Genomic DNA, 13920 nt, shown 5'->3' on the forward strand with positions numbered 1-13920 from the left:
ATTCCCGACTGGAAGGCGCTATAGGCGCGCCAGTCATGTCCACCGCCGTGAATCCGCCGCAGGAAGTGAAGCCGTACCGCACGGAGCTGCGCGAGCTGAGTCGGCTGGCCATCCCCATCGCCATCGCCCAGGGCGGCCAGGCGCTCATGGGCCTGGTGGACACGCTGGTGGTGGGGCGGGCGGGCACGTCCGCGCTGGCGGCGGTGGGGCTGGGCAACGGCCTGTTCTTCGCCGTCAGCGGCTTCGGCATGGGGCTGATGATGGGCTTCGACCCGCTCCTGTCCCAGGCCATTGGGGCACGTCAGTACGCCCGGGCGCGGGCGCTGCTGTGGCAGGGCGGGTGGATGTCGCTGTTCGCGGGCGTGGTGCTGGCCGCGCTGCTGATGGTGTCGCCGGTGCTGCTGCCGCTGGCGGGAATCGGCGCGGCGGAGGTCTCCGGGGCGCACGACTACCTGCTGTGGCGCGCGCCCAGCCTGCCGCTGATGCTGGCCTTCCTGACGATGCGCTCGTACCTCCAGTCCACGGCCTTCACCCGGCCGCTGGTGGTGGCCACGGTGGCGGCCAACGTCCTCAACCTGTTCGCGGACATCCTGCTGGTGTTCGGCGGGGCGGACCTGCCGGCGTACTTCGGACCGCTGCGCGCGGTGCCTGCCATGGGCGTGGCGGGCTCGGCGCTGGCGACGACGCTGTGCACGGCGCTGCAGCTGGGCATCGTCATGGTGTCGGTGCGGGCCACCGGGAAGACGGAGGGCGCACGGCCGGCGCGCATGCCGGTGTGGACGGACCTGGCGCAGGCCGCGCGGGTGGGCATTCCGATTGGCCTCCACCTCGGCGCGGAGATTGGCGTGTTCGCGCTGGCGGGCGTGCTGGCGGGAGGCCTGGGCCCGGCGAGCGTGGGGGCGCACCAGATTGCCATCTCCTTCGCGAGCCTCACCTTCACGGTGGCCCTGGGCATTGGCAACGCGGGCAGCGTGCGGGTGGGCTGGGCGGTGGGGGCGCACAACACGCCGCAGGCGCGGGTGAGCGGCTTCACCGCCTTCGCGGGAGGCGCGGGCTTCATGGCGCTGGGAGGGCTGGTGTTCGCCCTCTTCCCGAATGCGCTGGCGGAGCTGTCCGGAGCGCCGGCGGACGTGGTGCCGCTGCTGATTCCGCTGCTGATGGTGAGCGCCGTGTTCCAGATATTCGACGGCGTGCAGGGCGTGGGCGCGGGCGTGCTGCGCGGCGCGGGCGACACGCGCTTCACCTTCCTGGCCAACATGGTGGGGCACTACGCGATTGGCCTGCCGCTGACGCTGCTGCTGGGCTTCAAGCTGGGCCTGGGCGTGGTGGGCATCTGGTGGGGCCTGTGCGCGGGGCTCGTCACCGTGGCGGTGGCGCTGCTGTGGCGCTTCCACCGGCTGAGCGCCGGCACGCTGCGCCCGCTGGAGGCGTAGGCGGCCGGGCCGTGGTGCGGAGCCCCGGGCCCTGGAGTCCGGGGCCCGCGACTACCAGGGCAGGTACTGCTGAATCATCTGCCGCCACACGGGCCAGTCGTGGGTGCCGCCCTGCCACACGGCGAGGTGGTTGCCGATGCCCTTCTTCCACAGGAGGCTGGAGAGGTTCTCGTTGGAGGGGCGGCAGAAGTCGTGCTCGCCCACGGCGAGGACCATCTCCACGCGCTGCAGGGCGGCCAGCTGCGCCGCGTCGTTGAGGCCGTGCAGCCACTGCGTGCAGGAGTGGAAGTAGACCTCCGGGTCGTTGTGGCCGTCGAGGAACTCGTCCGTCTCGAACTTGCCGCCCATGGAGATGAGGCGGCGGAAGACGTGCGGGTGGCGGAGGCCGACGTTGTACGAATGGAAGCCGCCGAAGCTGCACCCGGCGAGGGTGAGGCGACCGCCGGTGCTGCGGCTGGTGAGCAGGGGCACCACCTCGTGGAGGAGGTAGTCCTCCCACTGCTGGTGGCGCATGACGCGGTCATGCGGGTGGGCGGACTTGTTGAACCAGGACTCCTCGTCGACGGAGTCCGGACACACCACGATGTACCGGCCGGACTGGATGCGGTCGGCGATGGCGCCGATGAGGCCGAAGTCCTCGGCCTGGTAGAAGCGGCCCTTGCTCGTGGGGAGCAGCAGCACCGGCTCACCCGAGTGGCCGAAGAGGAGCACCTCCATGTCCCGGTGCAGGCGCTCGCTGTACCAGCGGTGGTATTCGCGGTTCATGGGCGGAAACTTAACCGCGTTGCGTTAGCGGCAGGCAATGGAGTGCGGCGCGGAGGCCCGGGGGGCGTGGGAGTGAACATCCGGGGCGCCGCCGCGCGCGTCTAGGCACCGTCCCCCTCCCTCGTGGAAGGGGTGGGAGGCGGTGCCGCCCCCGGCCAGTAGCGGTAGCCGTTCACCTGGAAGGGGACGCCGAGCTCGGCGCAGATTTCCGCAATCACGTCCGGGGTGAAGAAGTAGTTGCGGACCCGGGCGATGCGGTCGCCGTCGGTCTCCACGGTCATCACCGTGCGGACCCGGGGGCCCTGCACGTGCTCGTACCAGAAGAGCAGGACCCACGAGTCGCGGTGCCGACGCACCTCGCAGCGAGGGATGGAGCCGAGGTATCCCTCGAGCAGCTCGGCCGGGACGCCGCCGCGCTCGTCGTAGGTGATGGGGGACATCGTGCCCGCGAAGGAGCCGGTGCGCGGGTCCTTGGGGGCCTCGGGCCCGTACTCGGTGACCACGCCCACGATTTCCACCGTGGCACTGTCGAGCAGCAGCGCCGTGAGGCGCTCCATGTCCCGCGCGTTGAAGGCGTCGCAGAACGCATCCAGCACTCCGGGCGCGGGCTCGCGGGCGGGCGCTTCGGCCAGCGGGGCCGTCAGTCGCCCCCGCCCGCGGTGGAGGGCGGCCTTCACCGCGCCCACCGTCGTCGAGAGCGTGTCCGCGACTTCCTCGAGCGAGAAGTCGAAGACGTCCTTGAGGACCACCGCCGCGCGCTCCTGGGGTGGGAGCTGCACGAGCAACGTGCCGGCCGCCTCGCGCGGCGCGCGGGGCTCCTGGCCGGGCTCGAGGGCTGGAGGCGCGGCGGCGGCCAGCTCGAGCCGCGAGCGGCGCACGCGGTCAATCCAGAGGTTCGAGGCCGTCCGGAACAGCCAGGCGCGGGGCCGCGGGACGTCGCTGAACACAGTCCCAAGCGTCACGAAGGCGCGCATGAGCGACTCCTGCACCAGGTCCTCCGCATCCCACGCGTTCCGGGTGAGGTAGCGGCAGTAGCGGTAGAGCTCGGGCCGGAGCGCCTCCACGAGGTCGAGGAAGCGCTGCCAGGACGTCTTGACGTCGTCCTTGAGAGTCTCGATGGCGGGCGGTGGCTTGCTCATGTCTTGTGCGGCTCGTAGCACAGCACGACGAGGTTGCGGCCCAGCTGCGTCGTACGGACCAGGTTCAGCTTCTGACGGTTCCCCGTGGGCGGGAAGAGCGGCGTTCCCGAGCCGAGCAGGACGGGATGCACGATGAGCCGGTACTCGTCGATGAGGTCGTGCTGCGCGAGGGTGGAGACCAGGCCCGCGCCAGCCCACGCCACGAGCGGCTTGCCAGGCTGACTCTTGAGCTCGGTGAGGGTCTCCGCGACGCGGTCACGGACGATGCGCGTGTTGTTCCACGTCGCGTGCTCGAGCGTCCGTGACAGGACGAGCTTCGGCAGGGCATTCATCTTGCGGGCGAACGCAAGGTCCGCCGCCGAGCGGGGGTTCACCTCGGCGTTCGGCCAGTAGCTCAGCATCAGCTCATACGAGCGTCGGCCGTAGAGCGCGAGGCCGACGGAGTCGATCATCTCGTCGCAGTACTGCTCGAACTGCGGGTTGCCATCGTCGAACCAGTCGAGCTCGCGGTTCGGCCCCTCGATGTAGCCGTCGAGAGACACAATCATTGAAACGAAGAGGCGCCTGACAGGGGGCTTCGTGGTCGTCATGAACGGGAGACGAACCAGGGCGCGGAAAAGATACGGCGCCGCGTTTTTTCTGGGGGCACCCCGGGTCAGGCCTGCAGGCTGAGCACGGGATGTCCCCTGGCCGTCTCGGCAAGGGACCGCGGCTGTCTGCCCGGCACCGGGATTACCGACGCGCGCCCCACGGCCGCAGGAAGTCGTCGGACTCGGCGAGGATTCGGGGGAGCGACGCGGTGAGCTCGTGGCCGTCGTCCACCTCCACCAGTCGCATGTGGCGCCGGCCCTCGGCCCACTGGCGCGAATAGTGGATGTTGCAGGTGTCGTCCGTGCGTCCGTGGATGATGAGCGTGGGGACTCGCACGTCTGGCCAGCCTCCCGTGCGCGCGTCCACTGTCTCCGCGTCCGGGATGAAGCCGGAGTGGATGCGCACCTTGCGCTTCTCCGCGAAGTCGTCCGTCTCAATCCAGCCGGCCTTCTGCCAGTGGGCCCACGCCGCGTCTCCCATGCGGCGGTGGAGCTGCTCCACCACCCGGAACGCGGGCGCCAGCAACACCAGCGCGCACACCCGCGCGTCCTGCTCCGCCACCCGCGAGGCGACGAGCCCGCCCAGGCTGGAGCCGAAGAGGACCGCGCGCTCCTCGGGCCCGCCCAGCGCCGCGCTCACCGTGTCCAGCATCGCGCTCACGTGCAGTTGCTCCATCGACGGCACGCGGAGGTTGAGGCGCTCCACGTGAAGCCCCTGGCCCGCGTAGTGCTTCGCCACTGCCACACCCTTCGTTGAATCGGGTCCCGAGGCGAAGCCGTGCAGATACATCCAGCGGGGACTCTTGGGAGGGGGCAGGGGCGGCGTGCTCATGGTGGAGCACTGTACCTGCCGGGCAGTGCCGGTGCGTCCTGGAATGCCCTCGTATGGGAGCCTCCGTCAGAACCGCAGCACCGGCCCCGCAATCACCGAGTGCAGCGGGTCCGCGCACTCGCGGATGCTCTCCTCGGTGAACTTCACGTCGCAGAACTGGAAGGCCGTGGCCACCGACAGGCCCCAGTACTGGTTGATCCACCCGTCCACGCCCACCCGGAAGGCCATGCCCGTGGTGTCTATCTTCTCGCGGAAGAGGTTCCCCGCGTTGTCCGGGATGAAGGTGCTCGACCAGCTCTTCGACAGGCGCGCCCCCACCCACGGGTTGATGCGCTTGTCGCGGAAGAAGCGCAGCCGCGCTTCGATTCCCACCGCCTTGTAGTCGAGCTGCGCCCGCTCCAGCCGGCTCGGGTCTCCAGACACGGGGAACTGCTGCCCCCACGTCTCGGAGACTTCAGCCAGCAGGCCCACCGACAGTCCCGGCGGTGACTCCACGCCGAGGTACCCGTGCAGCGCCGGGCCCTTCGTGTGGAAGTCGCTCATGTGGTCCAGGGTGATTCCCGCACCCAGCGAGGCATAGCCGTGCCAGCCTTCCGCCGCGGCCTCCGTCCCCACGCCCAGCACGCCCGCCAGTGCCACCCACTTCGACAGCATTCTCATGCGCGCCAGTGTACGCCCGGGACTGTCCTCTCCGGGAACACGGGTCGCCTGTCCTCCCACGTCCATGTCATGAAACCCGGCAGACCCCCGTCACGGAGAGGCCTGTTACCCCGGGTCCGGACGCGCGCGACTCACCGTGGGGGACGCCGAGCAGGCCAGCGGGCCCGGCTCCTTCATCTACGTCCCCCAGCACGTGCCGCACCTCTTCCACTCCATCGAGGAGCGGCGGGTGCTCCGGGGGCTCTTCGCTCCGGCCGAGTCCGGCGGTTAGGCTCACGTCCCATGTCCGTTTCCTTCGAAGCCGCTGCCTCCGCCGTTCGCGATGCCCTCACCGACGCGGGGCGTGGGCTCATCGAGCGCGAGGCGATGGTGGAGCTCGTCGCCCTGTCCGCCGTGGCCGGCGAGCACCTGCTCGTCATCGGCCCGCCCGGCACCGCGAAGAGCGAGGCCGTGCGCCGTACCTCCCGCGCCCTCGGCGGCTCCTACTTCGAGTACCTCCTCGGCCGCTTCACCGAGCCTTCCGAGCTGTTTGGCCCCGTGGACCTGCGCAAGCTGCGCGAGGGGCTCGTGGAGACGGAGACCTCCGGCATGCTGCCCGAGGCCGAGGTCGCCTTCCTCGATGAAGTCTTCCTCGGCTCCACCGCCATCCTCAACACGCTGCTCGGCATCCTCAACGAGCGCACCTTCCGCCGGGGCCACACCCGCATGCGCTGCCCGCTGCGCGTCTGCGTGGGCGCCTCCAACGCGCTGCCCGAGGATGACTCGCTCGCCGCCTTCGCCGACCGCTTCCTCGCGCGCATCTTCGTCGAGCCCGTGCCCGACCCGCGGCTGGAGGAGCTGCTCGCCGGTGGCGCCGCGCTGTGGGGCGAGGGCGAGACCCGCTCGACGTCGCTGGAGTCCGTGGACGTGCTCGCCCAGGCCGCGCGCGAGGCGGACCTGTCCGTCGTCCGGCCGCACCTGGCCCACGCCCTGCGCACGCTGCGCGCCGCCGGCATCGCCCTGTCCGACCGCCGCGCGGTGAAGGTGCAGAAGCTCATCGCCTCCGCCGCCGTCCTCGCCGGCCGGCGCACCCCGAGCACCGCGGACCTGTGGCCGCTCGTCTACGCCGTGCCCACCAAGGAGGCCCAGGCGCTCGCGCGCGATGTGCTGCGCGAGCTGCTCGCCGCGTCGGAGAACCCGGCCCTCGCCTCCGCCGCGCTGGAGGCCAGCGCGGGGCCACGGGCTCGCGCGCAGCGCATCGCCACCGCGGGACACCTGCTGCTCGCGGAGCGGCCCGCTGACGGTGACGCCGAGGCGGTCGCCGCGTGGCGGCTGAAGCTGGAGGGCGTGGCCCGGGAGATGGACGCGGGCTTCGCGCTCGAGGCCATGCCCGAGGAGCTCAAGGCGCTGCGTGCCCAGCTCTCCCTGGTGCTGGCGCCCACGGCCGCCGTGGCACCGGGCGTGGCGGCCTGAGGAACGGATGTGGGCCCGGTGCTCGAGACGGCAGGGCACGCCGAGTGGACTTCGACGCAGGCAAGGGGATGAGGGGGACGGACATGGGCAACGCAGGACATGACAGCGCCTCCGCGCGCGTGCCGGTGCGCTGGGGCCCTCGGGCCGAGCCGCTGGAGCCGCTCGCCATCGCGGGCGAGGGGCCCGTGGCGCTCGCGCTCGCGCGCCGGGCGCTCTCCGAGGACGATGCGCGGCTCGCCACGTGGAGCGGCGTGGCGGGGACGGGCATCCTCATCCTGCTCGGCTCCGCCAGCTCGCTGCCGTGGGTGGATGGCGCGGTGTACCTCGGCCGGGACTCCGCCGCGCCGTCGCTGCTGCTGCCCTGCGCGCTCGCACCCGACGTGGCGTCGTCGATGCTGGAGCGCGCGCTGCTCGCCCGCGTGGCGAATGGCGGCACGCCGGTGGCGGTGCTGCCCGCGTCCGGGCACCTCGTCTCCGTGGGCGCGGCCCGGCCCGTGTCCCGGGTGACGCTCACCGCGTGGCTGGAGCCCACTCCGGCCGGGGTGACTCCGTGAGCGCGCTGCCCCCGGCGCTGCGGCCCTGGGCGCAGCAGCTCTCCCTGTTCCAGGACGACCTGGCCCTGCACCTGGGGCCGTACGTGGCGCGGCTGTCCGCGGCGCTTGGCTCCTTGCGCCCACGTGGCGAGGCCGATGGCGGCGAGCCCCAGGGCTATGACGGCCTGTCGCGCCGTGGCACCTATGACCGGCTGCTCGTGAGCGAGTGGCTGTGGGCCCTGGAGTCTCCCGACGAGCTGGTGCGCCGCGCCGCCTTCGGGGAGCTGTCCTTCCTCAAGCCCGCGTTCCGCCAGCCGCAGGGCTCGCGCCGCACGGTGGCGCTGCTCGACGCGGGCCCGGACCAGCTCGGCGCGCCTCGCATCGCCCACCTCGCGCTGCTCATCGTCCTGTCCCGTCGCGCCGAGGCCGCGGGCGCTGCCTTCTCGTGGGGCGTCCTCCAGAGCGACCCCGCGAAGGGCGCCTTCTCACAGGTGACGCCCGCCACCGTCGGCACCTGGCTTGCCGCTCGCGACCTGGAGCCCGCGACGAACGCGCGGCTCGAGGCCTGGCGGGACGCGCTGTCCATCGACGTGGCACCGGAGGACGCGTGGCTCGTGGGCGACGCGCGCCTGTCCCGGCTGCCGAAGGCCACCGGCCTGTCCCGCGTGGAGGTGGCCGAGGTGCTGGCGCCGGACACGCGGCAGCTCACGGTGGAGGTGCGGCCTACCTCGCGCGCCGCGCGCTCCGTGGTGCTGGACCTGCCGCCGCCCGACACCTGCGTGCGCCTGCTCAGAGCCCCGTTCCAGCAGGCCCGCGCCACGCCGCCCGTGACGGCGCCCCACGTGGAGACGCCTCAGCTGCGCAAGTTCGCCTTCTCCGCGGATGGCCGCCGGCTGCTGCTCTACCGCCAGGACGGCAGCGTGGCGGCCATGGCGCTGCCGCACTCCATTCGCGCCACCGTGCCCAGGGCCCGCAAGGTGCTGCCGCTGCCTGGGCACACGGTGCTGGGCGCGGGCTGGCGCCACAACGGGGGCATCCTCGTCCTGTCGCAGTCCGAGACCGACTACGTGCTCCACGGCAATCTCCGCTCCACTCCGACCCGGGACCGCGACGCCCATATCTTCCAGGTTGAAGCCAGGCCCGCGCGCCCGACGCTGGCGCCCGGAGGGCTGCCGCCGGGCCGGTTGTTGAGCTACGAGGACTCGCACGGCAACGAGCGCCTGCTCATGGCGGGGCTGGACAAGAGCCTCTACCTCATCGAGCAGGAAGGGTCTCCGCGACGCATCGTCGTCTCGCACGTGGCGCTGGAAGTCACCGCCGCGGCCGAGGTGAACCGCAAGGTGGTCTTCGTGCTGAGCCCCACGTCCGCGGAGGAGCGGAAGGCGTCCGGTGCGTGGCTGGGCGTCGTGGAGCGGGACTTCCTGCGCCACCTCCCGCTGGGCGTGGATGGCTCCTCCGCGTACTTCGGCTACACCGGCGATGCCGCGCACCCCGAGGCGGGCCTGCTCGCGGTATGGCATGGGTCGGGGTTGTGGCGCCTGTTCCTCGCGGGTGGCTCGGTGGACGTGCACGTTCCCACGGGCATGCGCGTGGTGGGCACGGGCACCTGCCGCGAAGCACCGGGCGAGCCCGGCGTGCTGGCGCTCGGCGAGGAACGGCGCACCATCTGGCTCATCAGCGCGAAGGGCCGCTACAAGGTGATGGTGGCCTGGGAGGACGTGCTGTACGCGGAGGCCAGCCACGCCGTGCCGGTGCTCGGGTGTGTGTTGAAGGGAGGCGGGTTGGTGCTGAGCAACCTGCTCGAGGGCGGCATCCTGTACCAGTCGCTGCCGGGAGCGGGCGGATGAGCGGCACGTCCAGCACCCTCCGGCCTCGCCGGCACCTGCACCAGGGCACGGTGCGGGCCTCGGCCTTCTGGTTCGACCCCATGCTGCTTGGCGAGGGCGAGGCGCGGCGGCGTGTGCTCGCCGCGTGGACGCCGGGCTCCGCCGTGCTGGCCCTGGCGGGGGGCTACCTGCTGCGCCTGCCCCGGCCGTGCGCCGTCGCCAGTGACTCCTCGCCGGGGCTGCCGCTCACGCTGGAGCAGGGCGTCCTCTCCTCCGCGCCCCTGTCCACGTCCGAGCGCGCCCACCCCGAGCTTCGCGAGGGCACGGTGGTGCTGGTGCGCGCGGGCGTCGCGAGCGTGGCCTCGCTGGCCGGTGCGCGCGCGGTGGACCTGTCGGAGTGGCTCGACGTGTCCGCGTGGGTGACGCTGCCCGTGCGCGGCCTGGGGGCGCCTCCGCCGCCGGTGTCCGTGCTGGAGCCTGTCCGGCCACCCACGCGCGAGCTGTTCGGGCCTGCGGTGCCCACGCTCGCGCCCGAGGCGCAGGTGATGCTCGCGCGCATGCAGGGGAGACCGCCGCCGGAGGGGCTCGCGGTGCCTCCGCGTCCGGGCCTGCTCGCGCGGCTGCGCGCGGCGTTTGGCGGGAAGGCCTTGGGCGACGCCGCACGTGCGGAGGGCGGCGCTCGCGCTCCCGGGCTGCTGCGGCGCCTCTTCGGTTCACCCGGTGGAAGCGCGTCGGGCTCCACTTCCTCCGGGGCGGGCGGCCCCGGTCTGCTCGCGCGGCTCGCCGCGTGGTTCCAGCGGGGCGGCTCCCAGCCGTCGCTGCCCTCGGGCGCTCCCGGCGGCGCGAGCGGCATGCAGCGCGCCTCCGCTTCCTCGGCGCCCCGCGCCCCCTCCTGGCTGGGTCGGTGGCTGGCGGCCCTCTTCGGAGGCTCCGAGCAGGAGTCGGGTGGACCGACGACTCCCACGCGCGGTGACTCCGGCGCGGCGCCCCGGGGCACCCAGGCGCCGCCGCCCGGCCCTGGCATGCTGTCCCGCCTGTCCGAGTGGATGCTGCGCAACACGCCGCTGGGCGAGCTGCTGGGCCGCCGCAAGGCGGAGTACGTGCGCCGCCTCTTCGACATGTTCGAGGAGGGCAACCTCCAGGAGGCCCTGCGCTACGCCATCCCCCTGGGCGCGAACCTGGACGAGAACACGCGGGTGTCATTGGGCCTGCCCGGCCCCCGCGAGTCGCTCTCCATCCAGCCGGCGAAGGGCGGCGCCGCCTCCGTCTTCGGGGGTGGCGAGGACCTGTTCGCCGCCCTCAAGGAGCGCTACCGCGACGCCTTCCGCCGCTACGAGCGCGAGGGCCGCATCGACGAAGCCGCCTTCATCCTGGCCGAGCTGCTGGGCGCGCACGAGGAGGCCGTCTCCTTCCTGGAGCGGCACGAGCGCTTCAAGCTGGCCGCCGAGCTGGCCGAGGGCCGTGGCCTGGCTCCGGGACTGGTGGTGCGCCAGTTGTTCCTCGCGAAGGACGTGGCGCGCGCGATGGCCGTCGCCCGGCGCAGCGGCGCCTTCGCGGACGCGGTGCTGCGGCTGGAGCGCACGCACCCGCGAGAGGCCCGCGCACTGAGGCTGCTGTGGGGCGACGCGCTCGCCGATTCCGGTGACTGGGCGCGCGCGGTGCAAGCGGTGTGGCCGCTCTCCGAGGCCCGCGAGCTGGCACGCGGCTGGGTGGAGCGGGGCGTGGCGTGCGGCGGCGCGTCCGGCGCGCGACTGCTGGCGCTGTGGGTTACCGCCTTCCCCGACGGACTCCCGGCGGCGGAGGCACGGGTGCGCGAGCTGCTCGAGGACGACAGCCTGGAGCGCGCTCCCGAGCGCCACGCCTTCGCCCTCACCCTCGCGGGCGAGTCCCCCTCCGCGGGCCGCACCGCGCTCGTGGTGCCCACGGTGCGCGCGCTGCTGCGGGACAGGGCGGCGGGCGGGGCCCTCTTCGCCTCCGACTTCCTCACCCGCCTGCTGCGCGACGCTCCCGATGGCGCGCTGCGCACGGACCTGCCTCCGTTGTCCGAGCGCGTCCGCACCGCGTGGAGCAGTGACCCGTCCCGCGCGCCGGTCCACGCCACCGTCCGTGCCACGGACGAGGGCGCCTTTCCGGTCCACGACGCGGTGGCGCTGCCGGATGGGCGGCTGCTCCTCGCGCTGGGCGAGGCGGGCGCGCGGCTGGTGCGCGCGGATGGACGGACGGTGGCGCACTTCGATGTGCCCGCCTTCGCGCTGGTGCCCTCCATTCACGGGGACAGGGCGCTGGCGCTCGCGCCGCGCGGCGAGGTGCGGCGCCTGTCGCGGCTGGACCTGGTGGCGCGCAGGGCCTCCTCGTGGTGCGACGCGCCGCTGGACGCGTGGGCGCCCACCTACGACGGCAGTGTCTGGTTCACCGCCGTGGGGAGCACGGTGATGATGGTGGACGCGCTCGCCACCGGCTTGCGCGCCCTCTGGCGGGTGACGGACGTGCCCGGCCCGGTGCGGGCCCTGGCCGTGGACTCCGCGCGCCTGAGCTTCCTCTCCGCGAACCTGGAGCGATGGACCTACGACCTGCCCCAGGGCCCCACGCTGCGAGACCGCGGCGAGATGGCGCAGGCGGCGAGCTTCCTCGCGGGGACGCTCCTGTCCGCCTCGTTGACCGCGGACGGCGAGGCGGTGGTGATGGCGGCGATTCGGGTGCCTGACCGGCGGTCCACCCTGGCGGAGGGCCAGGAGACAGGGCTGACAAGGCTCGAGACACAGGCCTCCTATCTGCGGCCCACGAGCACCCGCAAGTCGGTTCCACCGGGGATGCTCCACGCCGGACGCGCGGCCGTCTTCCTCTCCGAGGCGTGGCGGGTGGATATGGCGCACGCCGAGGGCCACTGGCGGCTGTACCTGTCGGACGCGCGAGACACCATGCGCGGCCAGCTCACCTTCGAGGGAGACGCGCAGCCCCGCTTGCGCCTCACCGCCACCGCGCTGCTGGCCTTCGATGCGCGCGGACGGCTGCTATGGGTGGACCTGGAGGAGGGCACCGCGCGGCATGTCGCCGTGCAGTGAGGGACTTCAGGAGGCGGAGACGAGGTGCGGCGGGATGACGGCGCTGCTGGCGGTGAGCTCGCGCCGCTCGTCGTCCACGTCCAGCACCACCTGCACGCCTTCCACCGTCACCAGCAGCGACGGCGGGGTGCCCGGCAGCGCCATCAGCCACGTGGACGTCATGGGCAGCTCCGTGCCCACCAGCTCCGCGGCGCGCAGCAGGTGCAGGCGCAGCGCGTGGGCCAGGGGCCGGGGCAGCGTGCCCAGCGAGACGGACACGCCCTCCTGGAACCGCAGCGTGTAGGGGCCAGAGGGCTCCCGGGAGAGCGTCTCGGGCAGGTGCCGCAGCTGGGTGCGCAGCTCGCCCAGCATCGCCTCCGGGGCGTGGGGCTTGCGCAGGTAGCCCACCACGCCGCCCAGCGGGGGCTCCTGTCCGCTCAGTGCGGCGGAGAACATCAGCACGTTCAGGTGCCGCAGCCGCTCGTTCGTCCGCAGCTGCCCGTACAGCTCCCACCCGTCCATCCGCGGCAGCACGAGGTCCAGCAGGATGAGGTCCGGGTGCCCGGCACGCGGATTCGCCCGCAGCCACTCCAGCGCCTCCACGCCGTCCGTGGCGTGGGACACCTTGAGTCCCTCGGCACGAGCGACCTCACCCAGGCAGTCGCGCCAGGTGGAGTCATCCTCGACGAGCAGCAGGTGCTGGATGGGCCGGGACATGGCGCTTGGGCAAGAGAGCAGCTCCTACTACTCCCGGCAAAGACTTTGCGCCAAGCTGGAACGCGCACCCCGTCTCCTGCCGGACAGCGGGAGCGGGTAGCTCGTGCCCCACTGTCAGGTGTCGGGGAGAGACCCCCGCATGCCGCTGGAAGGCAACGTCGGCCCTGCACCTTCGGTACGTCTTGCTCGAAAAGTGAGAGCTGGCCAGTCTGGAGGCACCATGGCCCTTCGCCTCCAGCTCGCGCCCCGGGCACTGCGCACCCTGTGCGGGTGTCCATCGTCGATGCGAGAGCGGCTCCAGTCCGAGCTGGGCGCGCTCGTCGCGGGACTCCCGCTCGACGGGCCGCTCGTCCCGGGAGGGACCGGCCTGGTCGTGCTCGACTCGGGCTTCCGCGTCCGCTATCGCCTGGAGCTGGCGCACCGGCTGCTCCTGTTGACGCACGTGCAGGCCCCTCACACCCAGGCCCGCTGAGAGGGGAATGCCGGGCAGGCCCCCCTCTGGCTGGCGTGGGGCCGGCTCACACGTCAGGGGTGGGTATTAACGTCGTGAGCATGGAATCCCTCGTCCCGCAGGTCAGCTCGGTTCTCGTGGTGGAGGACGACGCGGACCTGCGGGCCGCCGTCGCCGACATCCTGGAGGACGAGGGCTTCGAGGTGCACGTGGCGGAGAACGGCCAGGACGCGCTGGTGGAGCTGGTCCACATGGGCCGCCGGCCCTGTCTCGTGCTGTTGGATTTGATGATGCCCGTCATGGACGGCTTCACCTTCATGGAGCGGTTTCGCGCGGACCCCGGGATGCGCCATGTCCCCGTGGTGGTGTGCTCCGCCTCGGTGAGCGAGCCGCCGGAGGGCGCCAGCGCCATGCTGCGCAAGCCCTTCGAGATTCCCGCCCTGCTGGACACCGTGTCGGGCTACTGCGCCCGGAGCTGAGG

General features: G+C 72.7%; 14 protein-coding genes. 8 read left to right on the forward strand and 6 right to left on the reverse strand.

Annotation, left to right across the window (positions count from 1 at the left end; translation table 11 throughout):
- Positions 1-35 precede the first annotated feature (35 nt).
- A complete protein-coding gene (locus G4D85_RS15815; protein ID WP_164012676.1) occupies positions 36-1433 on the forward strand; it encodes an MATE family efflux transporter in 1398 nt (465 codons plus the stop codon).
- 51 nt (positions 1434-1484) lie between these two features.
- Here the strand turns inward: G4D85_RS15815 and G4D85_RS15820 are convergent, their stop codons facing one another.
- From G4D85_RS15820 to G4D85_RS15840, 5 genes are all read right to left on the reverse strand, one after another.
- Complete coding sequence (locus G4D85_RS15820; protein WP_164012678.1) at positions 1485-2198, reverse strand: esterase family protein; 714 nt, start codon at positions 2196-2198, stop codon at positions 1485-1487.
- 101 nt (positions 2199-2299) lie between these two features.
- Positions 2300-3337 (reverse strand): RNA polymerase sigma factor, encoded by a 1038-nt coding sequence (locus tag G4D85_RS15825; protein ID WP_164012680.1) that lies wholly within the window; start codon positions 3335-3337, stop codon positions 2300-2302.
- The gene (locus G4D85_RS15830) at positions 3334-3885 is read right to left on the reverse strand and encodes a dihydrofolate reductase family protein (protein WP_240359298.1); all 552 of its coding nucleotides are present in this window, start codon (positions 3883-3885) and stop codon (positions 3334-3336) included. Before G4D85_RS15830 ends, G4D85_RS15825 begins: the two co-directional genes overlap by 4 nt.
- Positions 3886-4069: 184 nt before the next feature.
- Positions 4070-4759: a YqiA/YcfP family alpha/beta fold hydrolase gene (locus G4D85_RS15835; protein WP_164012684.1), complete on the reverse strand. Its 690-nt coding sequence runs from the start codon at positions 4757-4759 to the stop codon at positions 4070-4072.
- A 66-nt stretch (positions 4760-4825) separates the two neighbouring features.
- Positions 4826-5419, reverse strand: a complete 594-nt coding sequence (locus G4D85_RS15840) for a porin family protein (RefSeq protein WP_164012686.1) — start codon at positions 5417-5419, stop codon at positions 4826-4828.
- A gap of 136 nt (positions 5420-5555) precedes the next feature.
- Here G4D85_RS15840 and G4D85_RS15845 point away from each other — a divergent pair, with 136 nt between their 5' ends.
- The 5 genes from G4D85_RS15845 (at position 5556) to G4D85_RS15865 (ending at position 12292) form a co-directional block, all read left to right on the forward strand.
- On the forward strand, positions 5556-5690 hold the full coding sequence (locus G4D85_RS15845; RefSeq protein WP_164012688.1) for a hypothetical protein: 135 nt from the start codon (positions 5556-5558) through the stop codon (positions 5688-5690).
- Positions 5691-5701: 11 nt separating this feature from the next.
- Positions 5702-6871, forward strand: a complete 1170-nt coding sequence (locus G4D85_RS15850; RefSeq protein ID WP_164012690.1) for an AAA family ATPase — start codon at positions 5702-5704, stop codon at positions 6869-6871.
- A gap of 83 nt (positions 6872-6954) precedes the next feature.
- Positions 6955-7425: a bpX5 domain-containing protein gene (locus G4D85_RS15855; protein ID WP_164012692.1), complete on the forward strand. Its 471-nt coding sequence runs from the start codon at positions 6955-6957 to the stop codon at positions 7423-7425.
- Positions 7422-9251 (forward strand): hypothetical protein, encoded by a 1830-nt coding sequence (locus G4D85_RS15860; RefSeq protein WP_164012694.1) that lies wholly within the window; start codon positions 7422-7424, stop codon positions 9249-9251. The genes G4D85_RS15855 and G4D85_RS15860 overlap by 4 nt, the downstream gene beginning before the upstream one ends.
- Entirely contained in the window at positions 9248-12292 is a 3045-nt protein-coding gene (locus tag G4D85_RS15865; protein ID WP_164012696.1) for a bpX6 domain-containing protein, read from the forward strand. Before G4D85_RS15860 ends, G4D85_RS15865 begins: the two co-directional genes overlap by 4 nt.
- Before the next feature lie 6 nt (positions 12293-12298).
- On the opposite strand, the gene G4D85_RS15870 is transcribed toward G4D85_RS15865, so the two are convergent.
- Complete coding sequence (locus G4D85_RS15870) at positions 12299-12988, reverse strand: response regulator (RefSeq protein ID WP_164012698.1); 690 nt, start codon at positions 12986-12988, stop codon at positions 12299-12301.
- A 220-nt stretch (positions 12989-13208) separates the two neighbouring features.
- Here G4D85_RS15870 and G4D85_RS15875 point away from each other — a divergent pair, with 220 nt between their 5' ends.
- Both G4D85_RS15875 and G4D85_RS15880 read left to right on the forward strand, forming a co-directional pair.
- The gene (locus G4D85_RS15875; protein ID WP_205525561.1) at positions 13209-13460 is read left to right on the forward strand and encodes a hypothetical protein; all 252 of its coding nucleotides are present in this window, start codon (positions 13209-13211) and stop codon (positions 13458-13460) included.
- An 80-nt stretch (positions 13461-13540) separates the two neighbouring features.
- Positions 13541-13918: a response regulator gene (locus G4D85_RS15880; RefSeq protein ID WP_164012700.1), complete on the forward strand. Its 378-nt coding sequence runs from the start codon at positions 13541-13543 to the stop codon at positions 13916-13918.
- The last annotated feature ends 2 nt before the right edge of the window (positions 13919-13920 follow it).

Source organism: Pyxidicoccus trucidator, assembly GCF_010894435.1.
GTDB lineage: Bacteria > Myxococcota > Myxococcia > Myxococcales > Myxococcaceae > Myxococcus > Myxococcus trucidator.

Excerpts from the sequence above, each read along its gene's own strand:
- G4D85_RS15815 (WP_164012676.1), top strand. The coding sequence starts at position 36 with ATGTCCACCGCCGTGAATCCGCCGCAGGAAGTGAAGCCGTACCGCACG.
- G4D85_RS15820 (WP_164012678.1), bottom strand. The coding sequence starts at position 2,198 with ATGAACCGCGAATACCACCGCTGGTACAGCGAGCGCCTGCACCGGGAC.
- G4D85_RS15825 (WP_164012680.1), bottom strand. The coding sequence starts at position 3,337 with ATGAGCAAGCCACCGCCCGCCATCGAGACTCTCAAGGACGACGTCAAG.
- G4D85_RS15830 (WP_240359298.1), bottom strand. The coding sequence starts at position 3,885 with ATGATTGTGTCTCTCGACGGCTACATCGAGGGGCCGAACCGCGAGCTC.
- G4D85_RS15835 (WP_164012684.1), bottom strand. The coding sequence starts at position 4,759 with ATGAGCACGCCGCCCCTGCCCCCTCCCAAGAGTCCCCGCTGGATGTAT.
- G4D85_RS15840 (WP_164012686.1), bottom strand. The coding sequence starts at position 5,419 with ATGAGAATGCTGTCGAAGTGGGTGGCACTGGCGGGCGTGCTGGGCGTG.
- G4D85_RS15850 (WP_164012690.1), top strand. The coding sequence starts at position 5,702 with ATGTCCGTTTCCTTCGAAGCCGCTGCCTCCGCCGTTCGCGATGCCCTC.
- G4D85_RS15855 (WP_164012692.1), top strand. The coding sequence starts at position 6,955 with ATGGGCAACGCAGGACATGACAGCGCCTCCGCGCGCGTGCCGGTGCGC.
- G4D85_RS15865 (WP_164012696.1), top strand. The coding sequence starts at position 9,248 with ATGAGCGGCACGTCCAGCACCCTCCGGCCTCGCCGGCACCTGCACCAG.
- G4D85_RS15870 (WP_164012698.1), bottom strand. The coding sequence starts at position 12,988 with ATGTCCCGGCCCATCCAGCACCTGCTGCTCGTCGAGGATGACTCCACC.
- G4D85_RS15875 (WP_205525561.1), top strand. The coding sequence starts at position 13,209 with ATGGCCCTTCGCCTCCAGCTCGCGCCCCGGGCACTGCGCACCCTGTGC.
- G4D85_RS15880 (WP_164012700.1), top strand. The coding sequence starts at position 13,541 with ATGGAATCCCTCGTCCCGCAGGTCAGCTCGGTTCTCGTGGTGGAGGAC.